The organism is Pontibacter coccineus (genome assembly GCF_030546575.1).
Classification (GTDB): domain Bacteria; phylum Bacteroidota; class Bacteroidia; order Cytophagales; family Hymenobacteraceae; genus Pontibacter; species Pontibacter coccineus.
Map to the genome: position 1 here is coordinate 165,882 of NZ_JAUOTN010000010.1, position 25,422 is coordinate 191,303.

22 protein-coding genes are annotated in these 25,422 nt (G+C 51.1%); 15 read left to right on the forward strand and 7 right to left on the reverse strand.

Annotated features, from left to right (window positions below; translation table 11 throughout):
• Position 1: 1 nt before the first annotated feature.
• Positions 2-1,558, reverse strand: coding sequence for an FMN-binding glutamate synthase family protein (locus Q4E40_RS19330; protein WP_303414627.1), 1,557 nt, complete (start codon positions 1,556-1,558; stop codon positions 2-4).
• Positions 1,559-2,305: 747 nt separating this feature from the next.
• On the opposite strand from Q4E40_RS19330, the gene bamJ reads away from it, so the two are divergent.
• Positions 2,306-2,905: a BamJ family beta-barrel-assembly machinery protein gene (gene bamJ / locus Q4E40_RS19335; RefSeq protein ID WP_303414632.1), complete on the forward strand. Its 600-nt coding sequence runs from the start codon at positions 2,306-2,308 to the stop codon at positions 2,903-2,905.
• Between the two features lie 85 nt (positions 2,906-2,990).
• Here bamJ and Q4E40_RS19340 read toward each other — a convergent pair whose 3' ends face one another.
• Positions 2,991-3,482 (reverse strand): hypothetical protein, encoded by a 492-nt coding sequence (locus tag Q4E40_RS19340; RefSeq protein WP_303414635.1) that lies wholly within the window; start codon positions 3,480-3,482, stop codon positions 2,991-2,993.
• A 316-nt stretch (positions 3,483-3,798) separates the two neighbouring features.
• On the opposite strand from Q4E40_RS19340, the gene Q4E40_RS19345 reads away from it, so the two are divergent.
• Positions 3,799-5,223: a Glu/Leu/Phe/Val family dehydrogenase gene (locus tag Q4E40_RS19345; protein WP_303414638.1), complete on the forward strand. Its 1,425-nt coding sequence runs from the start codon at positions 3,799-3,801 to the stop codon at positions 5,221-5,223.
• A gap of 28 nt (positions 5,224-5,251) precedes the next feature.
• Here Q4E40_RS19345 and Q4E40_RS19350 read toward each other — a convergent pair whose 3' ends face one another.
• From Q4E40_RS19350 to Q4E40_RS19360, 3 genes are all read right to left on the reverse strand, one after another.
• On the reverse strand, positions 5,252-5,641 hold the full coding sequence (locus Q4E40_RS19350) for a hypothetical protein (RefSeq protein WP_303414641.1): 390 nt from the start codon (positions 5,639-5,641) through the stop codon (positions 5,252-5,254).
• Positions 5,642-6,047: 406 nt separating this feature from the next.
• Entirely contained in the window at positions 6,048-7,850 is a 1,803-nt protein-coding gene (locus Q4E40_RS19355; RefSeq protein ID WP_303414643.1) for a M61 family metallopeptidase, read from the reverse strand.
• Between the two features lie 101 nt (positions 7,851-7,951).
• A complete protein-coding gene (locus tag Q4E40_RS19360) occupies positions 7,952-8,365 on the reverse strand; it encodes a hypothetical protein (RefSeq protein WP_303414645.1) in 414 nt (137 codons plus the stop codon).
• A gap of 267 nt (positions 8,366-8,632) precedes the next feature.
• Here Q4E40_RS19360 and Q4E40_RS19365 point away from each other — a divergent pair, with 267 nt between their 5' ends.
• From Q4E40_RS19365 to Q4E40_RS19375, 3 genes are all read left to right on the forward strand, one after another.
• The gene (locus tag Q4E40_RS19365) at positions 8,633-9,247 is read left to right on the forward strand and encodes a C40 family peptidase (RefSeq protein WP_303414648.1); all 615 of its coding nucleotides are present in this window, start codon (positions 8,633-8,635) and stop codon (positions 9,245-9,247) included.
• A gap of 100 nt (positions 9,248-9,347) precedes the next feature.
• The gene (locus Q4E40_RS19370) at positions 9,348-9,722 is read left to right on the forward strand and encodes a hypothetical protein (protein WP_303414650.1); all 375 of its coding nucleotides are present in this window, start codon (positions 9,348-9,350) and stop codon (positions 9,720-9,722) included.
• A gap of 669 nt (positions 9,723-10,391) precedes the next feature.
• On the forward strand, positions 10,392-10,823 hold the full coding sequence (locus tag Q4E40_RS19375) for a DUF2147 domain-containing protein (RefSeq protein WP_303414653.1): 432 nt from the start codon (positions 10,392-10,394) through the stop codon (positions 10,821-10,823).
• A gap of 125 nt (positions 10,824-10,948) precedes the next feature.
• Here Q4E40_RS19375 and Q4E40_RS19380 read toward each other — a convergent pair whose 3' ends face one another.
• Complete coding sequence (locus Q4E40_RS19380; RefSeq protein WP_303414655.1) at positions 10,949-11,416, reverse strand: hypothetical protein; 468 nt, start codon at positions 11,414-11,416, stop codon at positions 10,949-10,951.
• A gap of 298 nt (positions 11,417-11,714) precedes the next feature.
• On the opposite strand from Q4E40_RS19380, the gene Q4E40_RS19385 reads away from it, so the two are divergent.
• Positions 11,715-13,904, forward strand: coding sequence for a T9SS type B sorting domain-containing protein (locus tag Q4E40_RS19385; protein WP_303414658.1), 2,190 nt, complete (start codon positions 11,715-11,717; stop codon positions 13,902-13,904).
• Positions 13,905-13,909: 5 nt separating this feature from the next.
• Here Q4E40_RS19385 and Q4E40_RS19390 read toward each other — a convergent pair whose 3' ends face one another.
• The gene (locus tag Q4E40_RS19390) at positions 13,910-14,536 is read right to left on the reverse strand and encodes a cytochrome c oxidase subunit 3 (RefSeq protein ID WP_303414661.1); all 627 of its coding nucleotides are present in this window, start codon (positions 14,534-14,536) and stop codon (positions 13,910-13,912) included.
• Between the two features lie 295 nt (positions 14,537-14,831).
• Between Q4E40_RS19390 and Q4E40_RS19395 the strand changes: the two genes are divergently transcribed.
• The 9 genes from Q4E40_RS19395 (at position 14,832) to Q4E40_RS19435 (ending at position 25,419) form a co-directional block, all read left to right on the forward strand.
• Complete coding sequence (locus tag Q4E40_RS19395) at positions 14,832-15,395, forward strand: hypothetical protein (protein ID WP_303414663.1); 564 nt, start codon at positions 14,832-14,834, stop codon at positions 15,393-15,395.
• 13 nt (positions 15,396-15,408) lie between these two features.
• Entirely contained in the window at positions 15,409-17,760 is a 2,352-nt protein-coding gene (locus tag Q4E40_RS19400) for a patatin-like phospholipase family protein (RefSeq protein ID WP_303414666.1), read from the forward strand.
• 124 nt (positions 17,761-17,884) lie between these two features.
• Positions 17,885-18,379, forward strand: a complete 495-nt coding sequence (locus tag Q4E40_RS19405) for a DUF4920 domain-containing protein (RefSeq protein ID WP_303414670.1) — start codon at positions 17,885-17,887, stop codon at positions 18,377-18,379.
• Positions 18,380-18,622: 243 nt separating this feature from the next.
• On the forward strand, positions 18,623-20,635 hold the full coding sequence (ligA, locus tag Q4E40_RS19410) for an NAD-dependent DNA ligase LigA (protein WP_303414672.1): 2,013 nt from the start codon (positions 18,623-18,625) through the stop codon (positions 20,633-20,635).
• A 413-nt stretch (positions 20,636-21,048) separates the two neighbouring features.
• Complete coding sequence (locus Q4E40_RS19415; RefSeq protein ID WP_303414674.1) at positions 21,049-22,062, forward strand: sensor histidine kinase; 1,014 nt, start codon at positions 21,049-21,051, stop codon at positions 22,060-22,062.
• Positions 22,063-22,066: 4 nt separating this feature from the next.
• Positions 22,067-22,804: a LytR/AlgR family response regulator transcription factor gene (locus tag Q4E40_RS19420; protein WP_303414676.1), complete on the forward strand. Its 738-nt coding sequence runs from the start codon at positions 22,067-22,069 to the stop codon at positions 22,802-22,804.
• A 181-nt stretch (positions 22,805-22,985) separates the two neighbouring features.
• Positions 22,986-23,855 carry a 4-hydroxy-tetrahydrodipicolinate synthase gene (gene dapA, locus Q4E40_RS19425; RefSeq protein ID WP_303414679.1) on the forward strand — a complete coding sequence of 290 codons (870 nt, stop codon included), beginning with the start codon at positions 22,986-22,988 and terminating at the stop codon, positions 23,853-23,855.
• A 124-nt stretch (positions 23,856-23,979) separates the two neighbouring features.
• On the forward strand, positions 23,980-24,873 hold the full coding sequence (locus Q4E40_RS19430; RefSeq protein ID WP_303414681.1) for a hypothetical protein: 894 nt from the start codon (positions 23,980-23,982) through the stop codon (positions 24,871-24,873).
• Between the two features lie 42 nt (positions 24,874-24,915).
• Positions 24,916-25,419 carry a hypothetical protein gene (locus tag Q4E40_RS19435; RefSeq protein ID WP_303414683.1) on the forward strand — a complete coding sequence of 168 codons (504 nt, stop codon included), beginning with the start codon at positions 24,916-24,918 and terminating at the stop codon, positions 25,417-25,419.
• The last annotated feature ends 3 nt before the right edge of the window (positions 25,420-25,422 follow it).

Genomic DNA, 25,422 nt, shown 5'->3' on the forward strand with positions numbered 1-25,422 from the left:
ATCAATTAAGTACGTAATTTTTGCTGATGGGACTGGCTGAAGCTTTTTTCGGAAAGTAAATTTCCCGGAAGCTCTTCGTTTGCCCCTGCTCCACTCGTCTGAATATTTTGTCTGGTGTAATGCCTTCCAATGAGGCAAATCCGCAAGCCTCCATCACTTCGATGGTAGACTTAATGGTATTGCCATGGAAGTTGGCCACGCGCACCCGTTTATCAGCTACGTCCAGCCCCTTGTACAGGTTCTTGTCCTGCGTGGCTATACCTACCGGGCAGCGACCGGAATCACACTGCAACGCCTGTATACAGCCCAGCGCGAACATCATGCCGCGCGCGCTGTAGCACATGTCGGCGCCCAGCGAGATGGCCTTGATAATGTCCACCCCTGTGATGATCTTGCCCGCTGCGATGAGTTTTATCTCGTCACGCAGTCCGTACTGCTCCAGCATGTGCTGCACGTAGGCCAGCGCATCGAAAAGCGGCATACCCAGGCTATCGGTAAACTCAAGCGGTGCCGCACCGGTTCCGCCTTCTGCCCCATCTATCGTAATGAAATCCGGGTAGATGCGGTTGTGCTTCATCTCCTTGCACAGAAGCTCAAACTCCTGCTTGTTTCCTATACAGAGCTTTATACCGATAGGTTTTCCTTCTGACAGTACACGCAGTTGTTCAATGAAAAGCAACATCGTGAACTGGTCGCTGAAAGCGGCGTGCGCCGGCGGAGAAGCCACCGTAGTATAAGGTTCTACCTTACGTATAGCCGCGATCTCAGGTGTGTTCTTAGCGGCCGGCAGTATACCGCCGTGCCCTGGCTTGGCTCCCTGCGACAACTTGATCTCCACCATTTTGATGTGTGGATGCGCCACCTGCTCCTGAAACAGCTTCTCGGAGAAGTTGCCGTCTTTGTCACGGCAGCCGAAGTAGCCCGTACCAATTTGCCAGATCAGGTCACCGCCCCCCTCTATGTGGAAGGGACTCACACCACCTTCGCCGGTGTTGTGGGCAAAGCCGCCCAGTTTGGCACCGGCACTCAAGGCGGTCACGGCGGTCTTGCTCAGTGAGCCGTAGCTCATGGCCGAAATATTATAGATTGAAGCACTGTACGGCTGCTTGCAGCGACTGCCCCCTACCATCACGCGCAGGTCCTGTGCCTGCACGTGCACTGGGAACATGGTATGCGCGATCCACTCAAAGCCTGCCTCCTGGCTATTGGCCTGCATCCCGAAGGGCACCGTTTGGCGCACGTTTTTGGCACGCTGGTATACAATAGAGCGCTGTCGGCGACTGAAAGGCTTGCCGTCCAGGTCAGACTCAAAGAAGTACTGCCGGATTTCCGGACGAATGCTCTCAAAGAAATAGCGCAGGTAGCCTACCAGCGGGTAGTTGCGCAGAATAGAATGCCTGCCCTGCCGGATGTTGCGCAGGTAAAGCAGGTGCAGCGGCACAATGGCCACGAACAGCCACAGGTACTGCCGCTCAAACACCGATAAAAACAAGGTAATCAGATAAGCTGATAAGAAGGCATATCCCATGGATTGCCTGACACTGACCTTACTTGCCATGATGAAAAATCAATGAAAATAAATTAGATGAGTAAAAAAGCTAAACCGGAAATCTGTAATTGCCAGTTTTGTTTGCGGGGCGCCAGAGCTGTAAGCTCCGGCTTACTTGCTAAAGGCCTTGGGGGAGGAAAAAAAGTTAAGGCAATAACCATTCAGCCCATCACACATTACTACGTGATGCGAAGCTGCTACAAGTCCTGAAGCAGGTATAGCGAGCCAGGAAGAAAGGTATTTGCCAGATGGCCTCATAATCTTTAAGATTAATAGTGCAAAGTTAGCGGAAAGAAAAGGAGAAAACACAAAAATCAGCCACTAATAATTATAGATAGTCGTTTTTTTGATCCTAATGACTAGCTAAACGGTCAACGCGACGTTTTATTACTTAAATACAATAAACCATTCAGAAAGGGGTACAACCTTAATTACTATATAGCGTTAAGAAGTTCAAGTTTAACTCTTCAGGCTAACAAACATGATGCGCTTTACTACAATATCCTCTCTCCTGCTTATTGGTACCACATTTGGCTATTTCGTGAAAGGCTGGATGTCACCTGAGCAGCTCCAAATGGACCTCCACGAAGAAGACATACACCTGTATCTCTAGACTTGCACTGCTGATTTGATGAATTATAAAGCAGGTTTTCGAACCTGCTTTTTTTCTATTGACACTTCCCGAAGTAGGTAAATCGACCCATTAGCCGTACCTTTATTACCCGAAAATCATTTTTATCACCTAGTACATCATACATGACACAACAGGAAAAAATAAGCTACATTATTGGCCGCGACATGGCTGCCAACCTCAAAAAACAGGGTATCGACATCGAAGCGGAGGCTTTCTTCAAAGGACTGAAAGAAGTGATCGCAGGTGAGCCTTCCTCGCTCTCGCAGCAGGACATCCAGATGGCCATGATGGCGCTGCAGCAGGAAATGCAACAGAAGCAGGGTGCTAAAGGCGGAGAAAACCAGAAAGCTGGCGAGGCCTTTTTAGCTGAAAATAAAAACAAGGAAGGTATAAAAACATTGCCAAGCGGACTGCAGTACCAGGTGCTGGAGGAAGGTACCGGCAAGTCGCCTGCAGCCACCGATAAAGTAACCACCCACTACCACGGCACTTTGATCGATGGTACTGTGTTTGACTCGAGCTACGAGCGTGGACAGCCAGCCACTTTCCCAGTAAACGGCGTGATCGCGGGCTGGACAGAGGCGCTTCAGCTGATGAAAGAAGGTGCCAAATGGAGACTCTTCATCCCATCAGACCTGGCGTATGGGGCACAGGGTGCCGGTGACACCATCGGACCAAACACAACCCTTATTTTTGATGTAGAGCTGATCTCCGTACACTAAAACATATCGGCATATATCATAAAAAGAGGTCCGGCTGCGCGATAAAACGCCAGCCGGACCTCTTTGTTTTTAGATAAGGCTATACCTAGGCCATTTTCAAATCTGTTTCAGCCATCTCACGCAGCCAGCGGCGGCTCTCCTCCTGGTATAGGAAATGATGGATGATCATAAAGTTATCCCCGTCCATCAGTTCGTCTCCATCTATTTCATTAACCAGGCTGCTATAAGCGAAAACCGGCATTACGATCGCCACAAACACATTTTTGTTTACGGCACGCAGCACCTGCGGGAAAATATACTTGAACACCCACTGCTGATCCTCTTTTTCAATGCTTAACCTGTTTTGCAGGTCCATGATCCACTTTTGAGGCTTGTAGGTCAGAACCATGTTCATGATGTGGGCATACCCCTGACGCAGCTCATTCGAGCTTACCTCTCCCTCCCACTTTATATAAAGGGTTTGTTCTTCATGATTATACTTAAGTATGAGCTGCTCCTGCAACACGCTCCGGTGCTTGTCCTTTACCGAAAAATGTCTACCAAAAGCACTGGCACCCATTAAATTATCTGTGTACATGGTACGAATCAGGTTTACGGCGATTGGCCAATATTTAGAAACAATAACAGAATAATATCCATATAACCAAGAGGATTGTGTTTCTGTCATAAACAAAGATGTAATATTTATATATTAGAAACAAAATATAATTAAATATTTTATTGGATTGTTATACTTATCTTCCTTAACTCGCTTACTGACAAGTAGCTAGACGGTTGAATTATTTTTCTTTCATCTACGGCCTCATTCTGAAACAAACGCCTCTTAGCAAACAAATTAGCACGGCAGACGTTCTAAACACATTTAATGCATTCACCAAAAAAGATATACTCGTATGGCAAAAACCGACAATGAGGGCAGAAAATTTCTGGAGAGCGTGCACCAGTTCTTCGACCATGCTGCCAGTTACTCAAAACTAGACCCTGGTATTCTGGCACAGATCAAGACTTGTAACAGTGTTTATAAAGTGTCATTTCCGGTTGAGATCGAAGGCCGCGTAGAAGTATTCGAAGGCATCCGAGTACAGCACAGCCACCATAAGCTTCCGTCTAAAGGAGGTATCCGATTTAGCATGCAGGTAGATGAGGATGAGGTGAAGGCACTTGCAACCATTATGACATTTAAGTGCGCTGTGGTGGACGTTCCCTTTGGTGGCGCCAAGGGGGGCGTGAAGATCAACCCCCGCACCAGCTCCGTGAAAACACTTGAGAAAGTAACACGCCGTTATGCGGCCGAGCTGATCAAGAGAAACCTGATTGGTCCGGGTATGGACGTGCCGGCTCCCGACTACGGTACGGGCAGCCGAGAGATGGCCTGGATCGCCGACACCTACCAAGCCCTCAAGTATGGCGAAACCAATGCGCTGGGCTGCGTGACGGGTAAGCCTGTTGGGCAGGGAGGTATACGGGGACGTGCAGAAGCCACTGGCCTGGGTATATACTATGGTATACGCGAAGCCTTCAGCGATACGGATCTGATGAAAAAAGCAGGTATAGAAGGCAATACCATGGAGGGCAAACGCATTATTGTGCAGGGTCTGGGCAATGTAGGCTACAACGCCGCCAACTTCTGCCAGCAGGACGGCGCCATCATCATCGGTATAGCCGAGCGCGAAGGAGGCATTTACAACTCCAACGGTATTGATGTGGCAGAGGCCTTTAAACACCGCAGCGAAACGGGCTCCATCCTGAACTTTGGACAGTGCAAGAACTTCGAAAACTCGGCTGACCTGCTGGAAGAAGAGTGCGACGTGCTGCTGCCTGCTGCGCTAGAAAACCAGATCAACGCCGACAATGCCGGCCGCATCAAAGCCAAAATAGTGGCTGAAGGGGCCAACGGTCCCGTTACCCGCGATGCCGAGAAGATCCTGCTGCAGAAAGGCATCATCATTATACCTGACCTATACCTCAATGCGGGCGGTGTAACGGTCTCTTACTTCGAATGGCTCAAGAACCTGTCGAACGTGCGCTTTGGCCGGATGGGCAAACGGGCAGAGGAAGCCAGCCACCGTCGACTCGTGAACGCGATCGAAAGTGCTTCTGGTAAGAGCATGTCCACCCACGAACGCAGCCTGCTGATACAGGGGTCTGACGAGATCAGCCTGGTGCGCTCCGGTCTGGAGGACACCATGATCAATGCCTATCACGAGGTCAGAGGGGTGATGAACAGAAAAGACATAGAAGACATGCGTACGGCCGCTTTCCTCTCGGCTATCGAGAAGATAGGCGTCAGCTACGAAGCGCTTGGAATTTTCCCTTAACAGGTGAGCACACCTACTATAGTATAGGTCAGGATTTTGCTAATATGGCGAGGTCCTGACCTTTTTGTATAAACATAAGCCAATCCATCGCTTCCCCCTTGTCTGTAAAGTAATTGAAGTGAATGAAGTCATGCACCGGTAGCAAAGGGGAAGCAATATAGTTGTTGACCAGCGCCTTAAAATGACCTTCTGAGAAGATAACGGCTGCATAGATGTCCTGCCCGATTATCTTGGATACCTGCGGGTAATACTCGCGACTCAACCAGGCTTCCTGCTCCGCATCAAGGGGGCCAATGCATGAAGTGTCTGTGCTGTAAAAGCAGATTTTAGGATTGCTCTTCACAAATTGTAGCACCTGCCAATACAGATTCCTGAACTGCTCTATACCTGGATTCAACTTCCAGCTAATGCACAGCACATTTGCGCTCTTTGAATAGTGAACAAATGCATAGGACGAATCACTGATAACCATAAGGCAAACCGCTTGGTTTCTGGCATTTATATTCGAAATATAAAATACATTTTATTTATGTGCAAATACTCACCTGCGAAAGTTTCTAAAACTGATCCAATTTAAACTTTCATTCATAAGACCAAAACAGCGATAACTTCTAATAGCCATATGAACATAGGCATACTTCTATCTATATTACAGACCCATTGTCTTTGGTCGTTTGGTCTAGTCTCACGGGAGAATAATACTACCAATCGCTCTGAAGCGAGCAAATTAGGCTGCCGCACTAAGGTTAAATCCAGACAGAAGCCTAATTAAAAAGGCGACGCTTTTGCAAGCGTCGCCTTTTTGTTACCTCATGGTATTCAGATTAACCCTGCTTTAGCCACTTGTTGTAGATTTTCTCTTGCACAGCAGTTGGATTCTCCACCCGCTTAAACTGGTAGCGAACGCTCTTGTCTGCCACAATCGGAATTTGCAGCTCCAGTAGCTTGCCGTCACGCACAATGGTTACCGGTACGCTGCCACCAATGGCATGGCCGCTGATCAAGGGAGTAATGTCACTTTCCACTCTGTATCCGTCAATCGCAATGAGCTCGTCGTTTACGTTCAGTCCTCCCTCATACGTACTGCTGCCACGGGCCACGGTTTTGACGATTGTGCGGCCATTCTCCAGGGCAGTACCGGCGCCCCAGTTGAGGTTGAGCACGCCTTCGTTTTGATTGACAAGACGCAGACCAGCTGCCTCGAAGTATTGATTGTAATCAGGTGTTTTGGTGCCGTGCACATAGTTCTGGAAGAAATCATCCAGCTTGCGGCCGGCGAAACGCTCCAGCGCCTCTTTAAACTCCTGCTCCGTAAAGCCACGGTTGAGCTTCGTGTAATAACGGTCATACATGTAGCGCATCACGTCGTCCAGGCTCTTCTCCCCTTTCGTACTCTTCATGATCTCCATATTGAGCAGCTGGCCGAGAACGCCACCTTTGGTATAGTAGGACACCTCCGCGTTATTTGAGTTCTCGTTGCGTCGGTAGTACTTGATCCAGGCATCGAAGCTGGACTCTGCTATGGTCTGCACCTGGTTGCCCGGTGTGTTTTCCACTGAGTTGATGCTGCCCGCCACTAAGTCCAGGTAGCGCTGTGTGCTCATAATGCCAGCTCGCTGGGTGAACAGGTCATCGTAATAACTGGTAATGCCTTCTGACACCCATAGCAAACGGGTATAATTCTCTTTGTCATAGTCGAAGGGGCCGAGCGGTGCCGGACGCAGACGCTTTACGTTCCAGAGGTGGAAATACTCGTGGGCCACCAGCGCCATAAAACCGGTATAGCCTTGCTCCGTGCCATAGTTCCAGCGGCTCGTCTGCAAAGTGGTTGAGTTCAGGTGCTCCAGTCCGCCGCCGCCTCGATGCAGGTTGTGCACGATGAACACATAGCGGTCAACAGGCAGTTTGCCCATCATGCCGATGCACTCCTCCACTACCTTTTTCATGTCGGCCAGCAGGCGCTCCCGCTCGTAATTGCCTTCGCCGTACATGGCTACTTCATGGGGCACTCCACCCGCTTCAAAGCGAAGCACCTCGTGGTTGCCTATCTCCAGCGGAGAGTCGGCCAGTACGTCGTAGTCAGGGAAGGTATAGGTAAAGTTGCCGGTGCTTTTCAGGCCGGTAGATACCGTTTTCCAATCTTTATAAGGCTGCACCACAAGCGTGCCCTGCTGCTTTTGAAAGCCCTCCGGATACATGAACATGCTGGTACCGTTCACGTAGCCATGCGAGGCGTCCAGGAAGCTGGTACGCACGCTCATCTCGAAGGCGTATACCTTGTAGCGCACCCGCACGGCATCGGCCTTGTTGCTGTATACACGCCAGGTGTTCTTGTTGATCTTCTCGTGGCGCAGTTCCTTGCCCGATTTGTCAGTGGCCTGAAAGCCCTCCTCGTTTTTGGAGAATTCACGCACCAGGTATGAGCCCGGGGCCCACACAGGCATTTTATAATCGATGTATTTTTCCCGGTCACCGCTCAACTCTACCCCTACCTCAAAGTAATGGGTATGCGGCTCCGGCATCGACAAGGTATAGCGGAGGTCAGCGGCAAATGCCGGGAGAAGGGTCAGGAAAAAGAAGCAACTGGATAAGAGAAGGTATAGAATAGACTGCCTGGGGTGAAACATGCGGATTAGTTGGATTAATGATTAAAAGCTTGGCGGCATTTTACGACAAAAAGCCTGCTTTTCAAAATCCGCATGGTTCAGGTATAGCCTGGCAGTATGGCTTAGGCACACTCCGACTGGCGATGGTCGAGCCATTCGATGGCACCCTGCACGTCGCAAAAAGTATTCATGATGATGAAGGAATTATAGCTTTTGAGCCCCAGCAAGCCCGATTCTCTGATCATGTCGCCGTAACAGCGCTCGTCTACCACCAGGGCCACATGGTTTCCCGTACCCAGGTGCATCATGATCTGCGGAAAAATCTGTACCTGCAGCCAGGTTTCCTCTTCTTCGCTGAGCTTACCAATGCTGCGAAGGTCAAATAACCACAACTTGATCCGGTGATCTCTGGCAAATTGCAGTGCCTTAAGCAACCCTCCCCTAAAATCCTGTGCCTGCATGTTGCGGTCGAACCTCAACTCCAACCGGTCTGCTACAAAGCTTACTTCACAGGTACCCGCCTTAAACAATTCCATCCTTTCAAGCGTTAGATCTGTTGCAATATTATATATTTTGTGATAATTTTTAATATAATTATACCAAAATAATTTCATATAGAGGTAGTATTTAGACAAACGGCCCAAATCAGCTGATTAACGGCCACAAATTGCCTGTTAAATTTTTCCGGACTAGCTGACTATTATCAAGTTATGCAGCGTTTGCACGGCTGTTGTTATTAAGTATCCGGGAATTCTGGCACGATATTTCCATAGTAGTTGTTATTAAACCTAAGCCCTACCACTATGAAAAAGATATTTGCCTTAATGCTTGCCCCGGTCGTGTTGCTGTTGATGCTCATGTCAGCGGATGGCGAGCAGGCGGCTTCCCCTTCCGAAGATACAAACCAGGTACATTTTGCGAGCCTGAAAACAGATAATCCGGCATCTGAAAGTAAGTCTGCCAGACTTGACAAGCGCGGCGCAGTAGCTAAAGACGATGCTAAAAAAGGTTGGATAAACGCCAGTGGCACAACCTCAACAGACTCAATGATCGCCTATGCCCTGACACTGATGGGAACCCCTTATAAGTATGGCGGCACAAGCGATAGCGGTTTTGACTGCTCTGGTTTTACATCGCATGTGTTTCAGGAATTTGGTGTGCCTGTTTCACGCTCCTCCACCACACAGTCAGAGGATGGTATACCGGTAACGAGAGATGAGGCCCGGCCAGGAGACTTGGTTATATTTACGGGTACCAACCCACAGGTAAGGGAGCCAGGTCATGTCGGCATCGTTATTTCTGAGCCAGGGGACACCATCAGTTTTGTGCACTCCTCTTCCAATGGCGGCGTTAAGATCAGCCAGGTGGAAGGCACAGGCTATGAGGTTCGCTTTCTGGATATTAGACGTGTCCTGTAAGGTATAGGCCAAACATAAAGTCCCGGTACTTACGTAAGATACACTATATAGCCCGACTGGCATCTGCTGGTCGGGCAATTTTCCGCTAAAAGAAATGAATATGGTGCACCCTTACATAACCAACTCCATTAATGCCCTGGTATTGATCATCGCCGGTGTTGCAGCCTATTTTTTATCTCCCTCGCAGCCGCTCATGGCCTTGCTGGCTCCTATGTTAGGGATATTACTGCTTGCCACCACCTATCACCTAAAGCGCCATAATCGGTTTGTATTTCACACGGTTACAGCCCTGACCTTGTTGGCCGGCTTTCTGCTGATAGTGCAGATTGATCCAGAAAACTTTGTGTGGGATGCCAGGCACGTTCTCATCTTGCTGATGGGTATAAGCTGCTTTTTAGCCGTATTCTCCTATGTTGCTTCTTTCTTAAGGGAACGTCGTCTGCGCAACAATACCATCTACAAAGACGATCTGTAGGCCGTGTGGGCTTCTGGCAAACAGACTACGGAGGCGGGCAAAAAGAAAAAGCGCTTGGTGTAGCCCGTCAAGTTACACCAAGCGCCTTAAGAATCCTTCAAATCTTAACAAGCGGCGCCCTGTTTTGCAGCAGCACCATCACTCAAGACCAAAGGTAATATTTACTGCGTAAGCAGTAGATACTCACTGCTTACTAAGCCAGCTCACCGTTAAGGTGAACACTATTACCAAGGCTTACTAAGACGACTGATGGATTAGACATAGCACCTCCTTTCTCTTTAGTCCGACATAAACCATGTGCCGCTACTTGTAGTAGGCATAACACAAGGCCGCAGCACTCGCCGCTTTCACTGATTGTATAAAGTTAAAATAACGCCGATAAGTTCACAAGGTTCCGCACTTATTTTGTCATCTTTTCTTTTCGAAGCATACCTGGCAACACCTAAGCGCCATACGCTGTGAGTAAGTCGCTCAAAATAAAGCTAGTGCAGAATCAGCAAAGGCTACGATCAGGTATGGAAAATCTTAACACCTCCTGTCATTCCTGCTGATCAATAATGTATTGATGCACTGTCCTGGATTAAAAACCGACCCGGGCCGTATTTTAGTTGAAAAATGAATTATTTTAGCTATATTTCGTTACTAATCTTATCAAACAAAAACTAAATCATGAAAAAGCACCTGCTAACCCTTGTCGCCCTTATGCTGTTTTCTACTGTAGCGTGGGCACAGAAACTTTCTCCTGTTGGCATCTGGACCAATGAAGAGGGAAAAGCTCGTTTCGAGATTTACCAGTCAGGCAATAAACTGCATGGTAAGATCATACAATTGAAAGAGCCACTCAGAAATGGGAAACCAAAGCTGGACGAAAACAACCCGGACAAGAAGCTGCGCAACAGACCCCTGCAGGGCATGGTATTCATGAAGGACTTTAAGTACGACGACGGCAACAAATGGGACGACGGCACCATCTACGACCCGGAAAGCGGCAAAACTTACTCATGCTACATGAAAATGACGGGCAAAGACAAGATGGAAGTAAAAGGATACATCGGTATTTCCCTCATCGGCAGAACGCAGAACTGGACGCGTGTAGAATAAGCGCTACACCCTGGTATATAAAACAGAAAAGGTTGGCCCTAAAGCCAACCTTTTCTGTTTTCAACCCTTTACTGCTTTATTAAACTGTTTTTTGCGCAAAAGGTTTACTATACTGCTGGTTAGTATTAAAATACCTGCAGCACTTTGTAGGTTTTATCACGAAAATCAAAGCTTTCACCACTCGTTTTACCTTCCATCGCCTTGTAAAGCGGCGACAGACCTGAGATGGCGAAGAATGATTCCCCGTCGATTTTGATCTCGCCCAGGCTCACTCCGATGAAATAGTTCTGGAGCTCGGTCATCACCACCGCTCCAAACGACACTTCCTTGTTCTCCTTGGTAGAATTCACCCGTTTCAGTACCCCCATGGTGGTGATCAGTTCGTCCAGCTGCCGCGCATACATGTCGCGCTGTATCTGGCAGGCCTCCCTGAAGGATTCGAATTTGTCCTCAATGGCGCCGTGGTGCTCGTTGGCACTCTCCTGCGCCTCGTCCATGGCCTCTTTTGCTGCCTGAATTTGCATGTTCAAGAGTTTGGTCGACTCCTGCAGCAGTTTTTTCTTCAGTTCAAGTTCTTGTGTTAGCGTCATCATGGTATATACATTATCCGGTAAACGATCGATTTTGAAGGGTATTAAATAGCTCTCTGTCTGCTTAACTTCTTTGAGCTTGGAATGTTTTAGTCACGTATAAACAGCAATATTTTGACTCAGGATTGAAATATTTAGCCGATTCCCAGATGCCATATAACGGGAAACCTACCTGAATGTTGGATGCAAATCATATAAAATTTTGGGCTATATAGCGAAGTATCAAGATTTACTGTAACTTATACCCACTATCAGTGCTGTATTACCGGAATTTGAAGCAAATCCCTAAACGCTGCCTTACATGAAACACGCTTTACTTCTTTTGATATGCCTCCTGATGGTTTGCCTGCAGGCAAAAGCCACACATATTGTAGGTGGCGAACTGGAGATAGAGCATCGCTCAGGCTATACCTACCGCATCACGATGAACCTCTATTTTGATGACGTGAACGGCACACCCGGCGCACGGGACCCCTCAGCCAATATCCGGATCTTTGATAAGCAGACCAACCGCTTTATGATGGACGTGCAGCTGCCGCTGCGCAGCGATACCTTCGTCAACTACACCGATATCGCCTGCACGATCGGGGAGCTGCGCACCCGCCGCATTGTGTACTCCCAGGACGTTGTCTTGTCCCCCAACCTGTTCAATAACCCGCAAGGTTACTACATGGCCTGGGAGCGCTGCTGCCGCAACCGCACCATCAACAACATCGTGATGCCAGACGCGGCCGGCCAGGTCTTCTACATGGAGTTTCCACCTGTCACCAAAAACGGAACGCCCTTTGTCAATTCCTCACCCCGCCTGTTTCCGCCGCTGAGCGACTATGCCTGCGCCAACGAACTGTTCTACTACGACTTTAGCGGTACTGACGCCGACGGCGACTCGCTGGTGTATGACATGGTGACACCACTTAATGGTTATGCCACTCCAGACCCAACCAATGCCGCCCCGATTGCAAAACCTGCCCCCTACCCTGAGGTCAAGTGGCTACCTGGTTATAACCGCGATAATCAGATACAGGGCTCCCCGCCGATCATTATAGAAAAGCAGACGGGTCGCCTGACGGTCCGCCCGGATCGTGTAGGCCTCTTTGTGTTTGCTGTGCGCGTGCAGGAATTTCGCAAAGGCGTGAAGCTCGGGGAAGTGCGGCGCGATTTTCAGCTGCTCGTAAAGGATTGTCCGCGAAACGATAGTCCTGTCGTGCAGGCGAAAGTAAACGGCCAGACCACCAATTATAAACAAGGTGAGGTGATCCGGATCAACCCGACAGATGCCCGCTGCCTGAATGTGGAGTTCACAGACCCGGACCCTAACTCCAGAATTACGCTTTATGCACGTCCTGTTAACTTCAGCAGTGATCTGTATACCTTTACTGGTATAACCACAGGCATCGTAAATGGCCCTGGCGGACAGAAATCGCTGACGGCGAACGTCTGCTTTGATGAATGCTTTGACACCGAGGGGAAGGTTTTCAAACTAAACCTGATCGTGAGAGACAATGGCTGCAGCCTGCCAAGGCAGGACACGCTGCAGGTGAGTTTCGTCATTGACCCGATCCCCAACGAGCCACCCTCCATTCAGCTCTCACGCCCTGACAAAGTGTATACAGTGAGGGAAGGCGATGTGATTGACTTTAACGTGCTCGGATTTGACACCGACAACGACGAGGTAACCATTTCAGCCAGAGGGCTGAATTTCGATATCAACTCTGTTCCCATCAGCTTCCGGAGCAGCACCGGTATCGGTCGGGTGCAGTCCCCCTTCAAGTGGCCCATAGACTGCGAAACGCTCGCGCAAGACTCCTATCAAATAGAATTCACGGCCACGTCCATGGTATGCGGAAAGGAGTTGACAAAGACAGAAGTGATTGAGGTCAGGACGGACTACCCGAATCAAGTGCCGGTTTTGACAACCGACAAACAGGTACTGGTATTTGAGCTGGATCTGAACGAACCGTTTGAGGCCAACTTTACGGGCACTGACCTGGACAAGCACTTGCTGAGCATGCAGGCGCGCGGCCAGAATTTCGACCTGGCCAGCATGGGCATGGTCTTCACGTCCACCGGGGGAGCAGGCACTGCGACGGGCAAGTTTAATTGGACGGCTAACTGCGATGCTTTTCAGGAGGGTGTGCTACGGGTTGACTTCATATTAGAGGAGGATGCCTGTGCTCCTTCCCCAATGCAGCAGCTCACAATGGAGTTTAAAGTGAAGGTGCCGGAGTACAAGAATTTCACCCCGCCCAATATTTTTACGCCCAACGCGGATGGTCTGAATGATTTCTTTGAGATACCAGGTATGCCAGCCGATGTTTGCACAAGCTCTTTCCAGCACATTCGCATTTACAACCGCTGGGGCAAAGAGGTATTTTCAAGCACAGCGCACAACTTCAAATGGGATGGAAAGGACGTAAATGACGGCGTGTATTACTACGTGATCGATTACGGGGCTGACAAGTTCAAAGGCTCCGTGACGCTGGTGCGCTAGTGCGCTTAGGCCATGAAGAGGATCACCAGGTATAGCGTGAGCCAGAGCGCTCCCAGAAAGTGCCAGTAGGTGTTGAGCATGGCCAGTTGCAGGCGACGGTACGGGTCACGGATGAAGATCAGGCTGCGTACCCCGTCGTTGGCCATATGGGCCGTTTTGATCAGCAGGAAAGCCAAAAAGATCATACCACCCAGCAGGTGCAGCAGGTGCAGCGCTGTGATCAGGTATAGGTAACTACCTGAGGCTTTGCCGGTAAAGTAAGCGCCAGAAATTGTCAACTCTCGCCAGCCCAGAATCTGCGCCCCGATAAAGGCCACTCCCAGCATGAAAGTGAGGGCCAGGTAGCGGGTCATTTTACGGAGCTTGTCTTTTTTGTAAATGCGGGGGACCTTGCTGATCGTGTAACTGCTGAAAAGCAAGATCAGGGTGCTGACGCTGAAAAACTTTGGAAGGGAAAACTGTTCGCTACCGAAACCACCTGTCCGAACAAAAGCAACCATCAGCACAAAGAACAGCACACCTATACCGACCATGCTCAGGTATAGCAGCATCCGGATCGGGTGCAGATGCTCGATCTTGCCAAACGCTGAGCCCTGGCGTGCGCCTACCTTATTCTTTCTGTCCTGGTTCATGTCGAGTCATCTCCCCGAGCATTCCCGGCTTATGGCTGCGGGCCTCCTCTGTTCAAGTTGAATTGCGGGTAATTTATCTTATTCTGTATACCAACTCAGGGGGGTTATAGTTTTGTAAAAGCTTCACAAAAAATAAGATTTAGCGGTCTAATTTACTGTCCGGACCTGGTTTGGTCTGTGCGGGGTAGGGCGCCGCTTGTTTCAGGAAGGCTCCAAGTGATAAAAGCTTTGCAGCCGCTTTACCTTTCACTGCTGATTTGCGTTAGCAGGAGTACACGCAACGACAAGCCCTATTATGATTAAATTGCTACTGCCTGTACTTTGGTTTTTACTGATGGCCGCACCGGCGCACGCGCAGCAGTACCGCATACCTTATACAGCCAATAACAGTATGCAGATCAGCCTGGAGGGGGAGCGTAGTACGTACGATTTTCAATCAGCCAAGATGCTGGTGCGCTACAATCAGAATACCCGGAAAATCGAGTGCCTCCTGCCCATCGAGAACCTGCTGCCAGCCAACGACTCCAGCCCCGTATCCATGGTGCAGGACATCTTTTTTGCTTCCCGCTACCCGGAGCTGTATATTGAGATCGAAGCCCCGATCGAGCAGATAAATGCCGGCAGCCGCGGTAAGCAGACACTTAACAGCAGGGTTTTCATCACCATACAAGGTATCATCAAAGAAATGGTTGTCCCGGTCATTATCACGCCCGATCGTAACGCGATCACCTTTAGTACCAGCTTTGAGCTGATGCTGCAGGACATGCGCCTGCGGGTACCCGCCCGCTATACGCCCAGGCTGACAGGGCGCATGCTGTTTACCATACACAGCGCGCGCTGGGCTGACCTCAGAAACTGATAAAACACAAACTATGCGCCTATTGCAGGCTGCCCGCCTTTTATTACTGGTGCAGGTATACCGAAACGCCCTTCTATACCTGCTGCTTTTGGCCCTGCTGTTAGGTGGAGTCCAGGAAAGTTACGCCCAGAAAGTGGCGCTCGTGCTTAGCGGTGGCGGCGCCAAAGGGATAGCGCATGTGGGCGTGCTCAAGGCCCTGGAAGAGAACAACATCCCGATCGATTACATTGTGGGCACCTCCATGGGCGGCATCGTCGGGGCGCTGTACGCGGCCGGCTATTCTCCCGCCGAGATCGAATACCTGATCCACACCGAGGCGTTCCAGGCCTGGGCCACCGGCAAGCCGGAGCAGAACTATACCTACAACTTCGCCTCACCTGACCCCAACCCGGCCCTGCTCAAACTCCATGTGGCGCTGGACTCTGCTTTTCAGGCCAAGCTCACGTCGAACCTTGTGAACGACGCTTCGCTCAACTTTGCCCTGGCACAGCTCCTCTCCCAGCCTGCCGCCCACGCCGACTATGACTTCGACAAGCTGATGGTGCCCTACCGCTGCGTTGCCGCCGACATCTTCACCCAGCAACAGGTCATCCTGCGCAAAGGACAGCTGGCCGATGCCGTGCGGGCCACCCTCACCGTACCGCTCTTCTATAAACCCATCCGGATTGAGAAGCGCCTGTTGTTTGACGGTGGACTCTACAACAACTTCCCGGTGGATGTGGCCCGCAAAGACTTCAATCCGGACATCATCATCGGGGTAAACGTGTCGTCCAAAACCTACAGCGAGTACCCCTACGACAACGATGACTTTGACCTGGCTTATACCTTGCTCTATGCCATGATGTCGAACTCGGACTCCACGGCGCTTACAGAGAAGGACGTATACTTGCAGCCTGACCTGGGTAGCCTCAATTCACTGGATTTCAAAAACGTAGAGGATTTTTTCGCGGCTGGGTATAAGGTGACCAATGACAACATGGATCAGATCCAGGAGAAAATAAAGCGCAGGGTAAGTGCCGAAGCGCTTGGTGCCAAACGGGAGAAATTCAGAGGCGGCTTTCAGCCCCACGCTTTCCGCAGTGTGAAGATCCAGGGGTTGAAAAAAAATCAGCAGGACTTTGTACAGCGCTTCTTCAGGAGCTCAAAGGAAGAGGGCTATACCATGCAGGACGTCAAAACAGGCTACTACCGGCTGGCCGCCATCGACAACTTCCGCAGCCTGTACCCGACCATGCGCTACGATACCAAGGCCAAGTCCTATGACCTGCTCCTGAACGTGAAGAAAGAAGACGGCCTGAAAATAGCGTTGGGCGGTGTGATAGCCTCGCGCCCGATCGACAACATCTATGCCGGTGTGGAGTACAGTGTGCTCGGTCGGCAGCTCTATACCTTTGCCGGAAGTTTCCAGACAGGCCGGTTTTACCAGGGCGCGCAGCTGCGCACCCGCATCGACGTGCCCGCCAGTCTGCCCTATTACATCGAGCCCGCTTTCACATACAATCACTGGAATTTCCTTTCCACCACCGGTTTGCTGCTGGAGCGCAACAATCTGCCCTTACTCGAGCAGACCGACCGGAATTTTGGCCTCAACATGGGCTTTACCAACACTTACAAAGGCAGGCTGGTGCTCAGCGCGGCCTATGCGCAGCACATCGACAGGTATAGCAACCGCCTGGAGATACAGCGCTCTGACACCCTGGACCGCACCGCCACGAGTGGCCTAACAGTGGGCGCCATTTTCAGACGCGGTGGGCTCAACCGAAAACAGTATCCTTCCGGCGGGCGCTCATTTACAGCCACGGGCCGCATGGTAAACGCGACGGAAAGGTATAGACCCGGCTCAACGTCTAACGAATCGCAGAACCTTTCAACAGATCACAGCTGGTTTTATGGCCGGCTGCTTTTTGAGGACTTTCTGGGCAATGGCAGTCACCGTTTCGGCTACAGGCTGGAAGGCGTGATCTCGACACAGCCCTTTTTCAGCAACTATCGCTCTACGCTCACCATTGCTCCTGCCTTCTACCCCCTTTCCGATAGCCGCACCCTTTTTCTGGACCGCTTTCGGGCACACGAATTTGTGGCAGGAGGCCTGCAATACGTCTACCTGATCACGCCCCGGCTGGAGGCACGCACAGAGGGTTATCTGTTCCAGCCATACCGCCCGATCCTGCAGGATGACAGGCAGCAGGCCTACTATGGGAAACGGCTGACAGGTACCGGTGTGGCCGCCACAGCCGCGGTGGTTTACCATGGTATATTGGGCCCGGCGGCGCTGAGCCTGAACTATTACAACGACAAAACCAAAGAGTGGGGCGTGCTCTTTCACCTGGGTTTCCTGCTGTTTCAGAATAGAGCTTTGGAGTAGACCGGGACAAATAAGTTGCCTGTATAGCTTGGTATACCTGCTTTTTGGCGTTGTCCGATTGCAGCTCTTTTGCACCTGATTAATAATCTCTATATTTGGCTGACACAAAAAAGCCTATCCCTTCATGAAAAAACTATTCGCCTTGCTATTGACTGCTGCCGTGCTGCAGGCCTGCTCCCAGAACGACACCACATCTGAAGGTAAGGAAACCACAGAAACCGTTGCTGAGGCGAACGCGTACGGTGCTTCCTTCGAAGAACAAAACGTACTCTCAGCCGGCCAAATGCAGGAAGCCGTGAACGGAAGCGATTCCATACAGGCCACCGTAGCTGCCGAAATCGTGGAAAGTTGCCAGTCAAAGGGTTGCTGGATGGATGTGAAGCTGGAAGATGGCAGCACTATGAAAGTTACCTTCCGTGATTATGGTTTCTTCCTGCCGGTAGAGGATCTGTCAGGCAAGACGGCAGTGTTCACAGGTATGGCCAAACATGAAGTGATCTCAGTGGAAGACCAGCGTCACTTTGCCGAGGATGCCGGAAAATCAGGCGAAGAGATTGCCGCCATTACCCAGCCGAGAGAAGAATTGCGCTTTGTGGCCGACGGCGTGAAATTGAAGTAAGCATATACGTTATACCTTTACCTGAGCGGCTGTTCTTCCGGAACCGCCGCTTTTTTATTTTGCGCCGCCTATACCTATACCTAACCAAAACGCTTTGTCTCCTGCCAGGTGCTTTGAGCCGGATTATCTTCTACCTGAATCCTGCACTTGTAATTTATCAGACTCCGGCGCAGGTATATGCGCATTGTATCTTGGCAAGCTGCGGTCCGTTCTTTATTTTTACAGACCAAACAGAACTACCCTATGGACTTAGCATACGATCCGGCCACTGAGATTCAGGAGCTCACCCAACGCATCAACTACCTCAACTACCAATACTACCAGAACAGCGTTTCCGAAGTATCTGACTACGATTTTGATATGATGCTCGAGCGGCTGCAGCAACTGGAGCAGCAGCACCCGGAACTGCGCCAGCCGAACTCCCCAACGCAGCGCGTGGGCGGCACGGTGACCAAGAGCTTCAAGACGGTATACCACAAATTCCCGATGCTCTCGCTGAGCAACACGTACTCGGAGGAAGACCTGCGGGAATTTGACAAGCGTGTGCGGAAGATCGTGGGTGATGAAGTGGAGTATGTGTGTGAGCAGAAGTTCGACGGTGTGGCCATCAGCCTGACCTACGAGAACGGCGAGTTTGTGCAGGGCGCCACCCGCGGCGACGGTACCCGTGGCGATGATATCACCGCCAACGTGCGCACGATACGCGACATCCCGCTGCAGGTACACGGCAAAGATTTCCCGGAGAGTTTTGAGGTGCGGGGCGAGGTTTTCCTGCCCCTGCAGGTGTTTGAGCAGCTCAATGCCGACCGCGAAGAATCAGGCGAGCAATTGCTGGCCAACCCGCGTAACGCTGCCTCCGGCACGCTCAAGCAGCAGGACTCCGCTATTGTGGCCAGCCGCAAACTGGGCTGTTTCTCCTACGGTTTCATGAGTTCCTCCAGCCCTTTTGACACGCATTCCGAAAGTTTGCAGGCCATCCAGAAATGGGGCTTTAAGGTATCAGACACGTGGCGCAAATGCAACTCCATCGACACCGTGCTTGACTATATCAACGAGTGGGAACAAAAACGCCACGAGCTGCCGATTGCAACCGACGGTGTGGTGGTGAAAGTGAACAGCTATGTCCTGCAGGAAGAGCTCGGCTATACCTCCAAGAGTCCGCGCTGGGCGATTGCCTATAAGTACCCGGCCATGAGCGCCATGAGCCGTTTGCTTGAAATCCAGTACCAGATCGGCCGTACCGGGGCCGTTACGCCTGTGGCCATCATGGAGCCCGTGCTGTTGGCCGGAACCGTCGTAAAACGCGCCTCCGTGCACAATGCCAACGAGATCCAGCGCCTCGACCTGCGCCTGGGCGACATCGTGCACGTAGAGAAAGGCGGCGAAATCATACCCAAGATCACCGGCGTTGACGTCAGCCAGCGCCCTGCCGACTCGCTGCCGATCATTTACCCGACCCACTGCCCGGCTTGCGGCTCTGAACTGGTGCGCGCCGAAGGCGAGGCGAACTTCTACTGCCCGAACAAGGAAGGCTGCGCCCCGCAGATACAGGCCAAACTGGAGCACTTCATCTCCCGCAAAGCCATGAACATCGACGAGCTCGGCCCGAGAACCATTGAGCAGCTTTATAAAGCCGGTTTTGTGCACAACGTGGCCGACCTCTATGACATTACCTTTGAGCAACTGGTCAACCTGGAGCGAATGGGTGAGAAATCGGCCAACAACATCCTCAACAGCCTGGAAAAGTCGAAGCAGACGCCCTACGACCGTGTCCTGTTTGCGCTGGGCATACGCTACGTGGGCAGCACGGTGGCCAGGAAACTAGCCGAGCGGTTCACGGATATTGAAGCGCTGCGCGGCGCCATGTATGAGGAACTGATCGCCGTGAACGAGATCGGCGACCGTATTGCACAGTCGCTGATCCAGTACTTCAGCAGACCTGAGCACCAGGAACTGATCGAGCGTCTGAAAGCGGCCGGACTGCAATTTAAGGGTGAGAACACGGCACCTGAAATGGAAAGCGACAAGCTGGAAGGCAAGACTTTTGTGATATCGGGGGTGTTTGAGAGTGTGAGCCGCGACGAGTTGCAGCGCATTATTGTCAGCCACGGCGGCAAGGTGGTGAGCTCTATCTCCGCCAAGCTCTCCTACCTGGTGGCGGGCGATAAAATGGGGCCTTCCAAACTCGAGAAAGCCAACAAGCTCGGTATTGCCATCCTCTCCGAAGGCGAGTTCCTGGGCATGGTAAGTCACTAACCCGTAAATATTTACAAAAAATAAGCGCCGGTCTACAAGAGGCCGGCGCTTATTGATTTACAAACAAACAATAAAACAATTAAACTTGGGTATAGGCCGCAAGGCCCGGCTCCCCGACACAGCTATAAAGCCAGAAAGCATGCTGCAAATGGAGCCAATTAAATGGACAAAAAAAAATGAAATAGACGAACAGCCGAAAAGGATATACGAACAACCGTTTCTCTTCCTTTTCAGGTTTGATCTTTTAAAAAGCGTAATTGATGGGGCAGGTTTGCCCTTCCGTATAGTATAGGGCTGTGTTTATATGGAAGCGTCGTAATATTGCTTAACTTCAGCAAAAGACCGATCTTTAAAAGCTTTCACTACCCTTTCCCTGTACAGCCTTGAACTTGACAGCCCTACCACCATTTACCATGAAGAAGCGGTACAAATTAGCCATACACGTGGCAGCCTGGGCATTTTTCGGAGCCTGGGTCTTCTACATACAGTTTCAGCGCGGCCTTACTTTTAACAAGGCGGTTGACTCGCTGGTGGGCCTGAGTTTTGCCATGATGATCTTCTACCTCAACTGGTATGTGCTGATCCCCCGCTTTCTGGCCAGAAACCAGATATTCGGATATCTTGGCGTTGTGCTGCTCACCCTCACGGTGGTCGCGCTGGTCCGCTCTCCGCTCGACTTCTATGTATTCCGGGAGTTTAACCCGGGCATGACGGTGCTCTACTCTTCTGACCGCATCCTCAACTATGTGCTGGCCGGTTTGATCGTCGTGTTCATCAGTTCGGCCCTGAAAGTAACCGGCAACTACATCCGCAACGAGCGGCGCAACAAGGAACTTGAGAACCAGAAACTGGCCGCTGAGCTGAATTTTTTGAAGTCGCAGGTCAACCCGCATTTTCTCTTCAACACGCTCAACAACATCTACTCGCTGGCCTACAAGCAGTCGCCGGAAACGCCGGACGCCATCATGAAGCTCTCGCTCCTGATGCGCTACATGCTCTACGAAAGTAACGACACGCTGGTGAGTCTGGAACGGGAGGTGGAGCATATCCAGAACTTTATCGACCTGCAGAAACTGCGCCTGCGCGAGCAGACCAGCATCCGCCTGAACGTGGAAGGCAACCTGAGCGGAAAACAGATCGCCCCGATGCTGCTGATGACGCTGGTTGAGAATGCGTTTAAGCACGGCTTGGTGAGTCGCAACGAGGTGGGCATCACGCTCAACCTGGTGGTAACCGACGATTGGCTGCAATTCACGACGGTGAACAACAGCAGTACGCACAAAAAAAAGGACTTTGGCGGCATCGGTTTGCAAAATCTAAAGCAACGCCTTAACTTGCTCTACGCTCACCAACACGAACTGACCTTAGAAGATAAAGACGATACATTTTTCGCTTCGCTGAAACTGTATTTCCAACCAAAAAAATAACTCTATGACCATCCGCTGCCTTGCCGTTGACGACGAACCGCTTGCCCTCGACATCATCGAGAGCTATGTGAGCAAACTGCCTTTTCTACAACTCGTGAAAACATGCTCCAGCGCCACGGAGGCCATGCAGGTATTGCAACAAGAGCAGATCGATCTGATGTTCCTAGACATCGAAATGCCCGAGCTGACAGGTATACAGTTTCTGAACATCCTCAAGCACCAGCCGCTCATCATCTTCACGACAGCCTACCCCAACTATGCGCTCGAGGGTTTCAACCACGATGCCGTGGACTACCTCCTCAAACCCATCCCCTTCGACCGTTTCCTGAAAGCCGTTACAAAAGCGCAGGAGCGACTGCAGCGCAGCCAGAAAGCACCGGAAGCACCCACAGTAACAGCCCCTGCCCCGCAGGCACCTGAGCAGGATTTCATGTTCGTGAAGGCTGATTACAAAACCGTGCGCGTCGGCTTTGCCGATATCCTTTGGATTGAGGGGCTGAAAGATTACATCATCATCCAGACCAAAGACCAGAAAATCATCACGCTCCTGAGCATGAACAAGGCCATGGAAAAACTGCCGGAGTCAAAGTTCATGCGCGTGCACCGCTCCTTCATCGTGGCCCTGCACAAGATCGACAGCATCGAGAAAGGCCGCATCCGCATCGGCAACAAGGAAATCCCGATCGGTGAGGTATACAAAGACCACTTCCTGCACTGGGTGGAGGAGAATAACATACAGTAGCGCTTTTTTGCGTGGTACGATGCCTTCACAGAGAACTTGCCAAAGGTCTTTTTATAGCATCTATACCTGCACAAGAAGTTTTTTGTCGAAATATATTCCCGAAACTCGTGCTTCGTGCTACGCCACAACACTTGCAGATTCCGTTGGATAATTCGAACTTCGCGCATTAGAAAAACAGCGCATGATACAAGATAAATTAAAAGGAACGGGTGTTGCTCTGGTAACGCCTTTTGCCAGCAACCTGGAGGTGGATTACGACGGACTGCGCCAGTTGCTCGATTTCACCATAGAAGGTGGCGTGGAGTACCTGGTGGTGAACGGTACCACAGGTGAATCAGTGACCACGACAACCGAAGAGAAAGCCGCAATCCTGGCTTTTGTGAAGAAGCACGTGAACGGCCGTGTGCCGCTGGTATACGGTTTGGGCGGCAACAACACGCAGGACGTACTTAAAGCGATCCAGGAAACGGATCTGGAAGGTATAGCCGCTGTGCTTTCGGTGAGCCCCTATTACAACAAGCCCTCGCAGCAGGGCATCATCCAGCACTATACCCAGCTGGCCGACGCCTGCCCGTTGCCGGTGATCCTGTACAACGTGCCGGGCCGCACGGGTAGCAACATGGCCCCCGAGACCACCGTGAGACTGGCTGCACACCAAAACATCATTGGCATTAAAGAAGCTTCCGGCAGCCTGGAGCAGTGTATGTATATTGCCAAGCACAAGCCCGCTGACTTTCTGCTGATCAGCGGCGACGACATGCTCACTCTCCCGATGATCACCTTCGGTGCCGTAGGCGTGATCTCTGTGCTAGCCAATGCCTTCCCCGAAAAATTCAGCAACATGGTTCGCCTGGGCTTGTCTTATCAGTTCAAAGAAGCGTCTGACCTGCTTTTCGACTTCGTTGATATCAACCCGATGATGTACGAAGAAGGAAACCCGGTAGGCGTAAAGGCATTGCTGGAGCGCTTTGGCGTATGCGGCGGAGCCGTGCGTCTCCCGCTGGTGGAGGCGACAGCCGGTCTCAAAGACAGACTTTACAAGCAACTGTAACCGGTTACGCAAGGTATAGCAAACAAAGCGGGAAGGTTGGCAATGGTCGGCCTTCCTGTTTTTTTGTTTGCTCAAGAGATATTTTCGCTATATTCGTTTTCTTCTATCCCAATTCCTTACCACAATGCGTATACCTGCGATCCTGTTTTTAGCACTGAGTATGGCGGCTTGCAACAACTCCCCGGACCAGTCGCAGGCCAACAAAACGGATCATACGCACCTGTTGGAAACCGATACCAGCCTCGTGCAGGCACCCGACTCGGCTACCCTGCCTTCGGACGACGAGCTGCAGCACTACACCCCTGACACGACAGACCTGAGCCCGGAGTCCAAAACGGCCGCCAAGATCATGATCGAAGGACGCTTCCATAAGCAGGAGGTATGGCAGGGCGCGGAGCAAAAGCCCTGGATGGCGCTCGTGCAGGACGATAGCGTTTTCCGGCTAAAGCCCAGCCACCTGCAGGTCACCACTTACTTCGATCCGGTATATGACAAAGGCCGCCAGGTACGCTCCGGCCGCGAAGTGCGCGGCGAGCACCCGAATACGCTTTTCTTCTTGACAGGTATAGCCAAACTGCAGGCCAGTGAGGTGGATACGGTGGGCTACCCGAATCAGGTGATCCTGCCCAATACGTCCATCGACCTCAGGTATAAGGGCAAGACCTATACCCTGGCGGCCAGTGGCGACAGCATACAACAGGAAGGATCGGAGTCTTATTCGGTACAGAACTACAAATGGACGGTGACAGGCTTCAAAAACGGCCGCAGGATCTCGCAGGAGCTGGCTGCTGATGAGAACTTCGAGAGTGCGATCTACGTGCTCCTCTGGGTCGGCGACCTGGACCACGACGGTATACCGGATCTACTGGCCGATCTGTCTAACCATTTCAACACCTCCAAGGTCACGCTTTTCCTGTCTTCGGCCGCTGAAAAGGGCAAGCTTTACAAGAAAGTGGCCGATTTTAGAACAGACGCCTATCCTGAAACCGCCAGCCCCGACAGCCTGGCAAAACCATAAAGTTGCTCAATCGTTATATACCTGCAAAAGCAAGGTATAGCCGTGAAAAAACACAGGGGTGAACTCGAAATAGACGAAGACATTCAACTGGAAAGCACCAACTGGAAAGTCCAGCGGGTGGCCTGGGTCCTGATGGCCTTTGTAGTATTTGCCGCTCTGCTGGGTTTTACCGGCAATGGTGGAATTGGCAACCTGCAGCGCTTAAAGGCCGGCGACAGCGCGGAAGGGCTAGAAGTGGAGTACGAACGCTTCCTGCGACGCGGTGCCCCGGCCGAAATCAAAGTAAAGCTGGTCCCCTCCTCCGCTGATTCCCTCACCGACCTGCGCCTCAACAAAGATTTTTACGAGAAACTCCAGGTAGAGAAGATCCTTCCTGAACCCTCGGGGCAATACACCCATGAGCAGGGCATCACCTACCGTTTTGCTTCCGCCAACCAGCCATTCTTAGTCATCTTTTACGTGAAGCCTGAGGGCATGGGCTCCCTGCCTTTGCAATTCTCTACTTCTAAGAAAAAGGTAAACATCACACCATTCATATACCCTTAAGTC

Coding starts and splice junctions, on each gene's coding strand:
- Q4E40_RS19390 (WP_303414661.1), bottom strand. CDS start 14,536: ATGAACCAGGACAGAAAGAATAAGGTAGGCGCACGCCAGGGCTCAGCG.
- Q4E40_RS19330 (WP_303414627.1), bottom strand. CDS start 1,558: ATGGCAAGTAAGGTCAGTGTCAGGCAATCCATGGGATATGCCTTCTTA.
- Q4E40_RS19415 (WP_303414674.1), top strand. CDS start 21,049: ATGAAGAAGCGGTACAAATTAGCCATACACGTGGCAGCCTGGGCATTT.
- Q4E40_RS19345 (WP_303414638.1), top strand. CDS start 3,799: ATGGCAAAAACCGACAATGAGGGCAGAAAATTTCTGGAGAGCGTGCAC.
- Q4E40_RS19340 (WP_303414635.1), bottom strand. CDS start 3,482: ATGTACACAGATAATTTAATGGGTGCCAGTGCTTTTGGTAGACATTTT.
- ligA (WP_303414672.1), top strand. CDS start 18,623: ATGGACTTAGCATACGATCCGGCCACTGAGATTCAGGAGCTCACCCAA.
- Q4E40_RS19380 (WP_303414655.1), bottom strand. CDS start 11,416: ATGATGACGCTAACACAAGAACTTGAACTGAAGAAAAAACTGCTGCAG.
- Q4E40_RS19395 (WP_303414663.1), top strand. CDS start 14,832: ATGATTAAATTGCTACTGCCTGTACTTTGGTTTTTACTGATGGCCGCA.
- bamJ (WP_303414632.1), top strand. CDS start 2,306: ATGACACAACAGGAAAAAATAAGCTACATTATTGGCCGCGACATGGCT.
- Q4E40_RS19360 (WP_303414645.1), bottom strand. CDS start 8,365: ATGGAATTGTTTAAGGCGGGTACCTGTGAAGTAAGCTTTGTAGCAGAC.
- Q4E40_RS19400 (WP_303414666.1), top strand. CDS start 15,409: ATGCGCCTATTGCAGGCTGCCCGCCTTTTATTACTGGTGCAGGTATAC.
- Q4E40_RS19365 (WP_303414648.1), top strand. CDS start 8,633: ATGAAAAAGATATTTGCCTTAATGCTTGCCCCGGTCGTGTTGCTGTTG.
- Q4E40_RS19370 (WP_303414650.1), top strand. CDS start 9,348: ATGGTGCACCCTTACATAACCAACTCCATTAATGCCCTGGTATTGATC.
- Q4E40_RS19430 (WP_303414681.1), top strand. CDS start 23,980: ATGCGTATACCTGCGATCCTGTTTTTAGCACTGAGTATGGCGGCTTGC.
- dapA (WP_303414679.1), top strand. CDS start 22,986: ATGATACAAGATAAATTAAAAGGAACGGGTGTTGCTCTGGTAACGCCT.
- Q4E40_RS19375 (WP_303414653.1), top strand. CDS start 10,392: ATGAAAAAGCACCTGCTAACCCTTGTCGCCCTTATGCTGTTTTCTACT.
- Q4E40_RS19355 (WP_303414643.1), bottom strand. CDS start 7,850: ATGTTTCACCCCAGGCAGTCTATTCTATACCTTCTCTTATCCAGTTGC.
- Q4E40_RS19405 (WP_303414670.1), top strand. CDS start 17,885: ATGAAAAAACTATTCGCCTTGCTATTGACTGCTGCCGTGCTGCAGGCC.
- Q4E40_RS19420 (WP_303414676.1), top strand. CDS start 22,067: ATGACCATCCGCTGCCTTGCCGTTGACGACGAACCGCTTGCCCTCGAC.
- Q4E40_RS19385 (WP_303414658.1), top strand. CDS start 11,715: ATGAAACACGCTTTACTTCTTTTGATATGCCTCCTGATGGTTTGCCTG.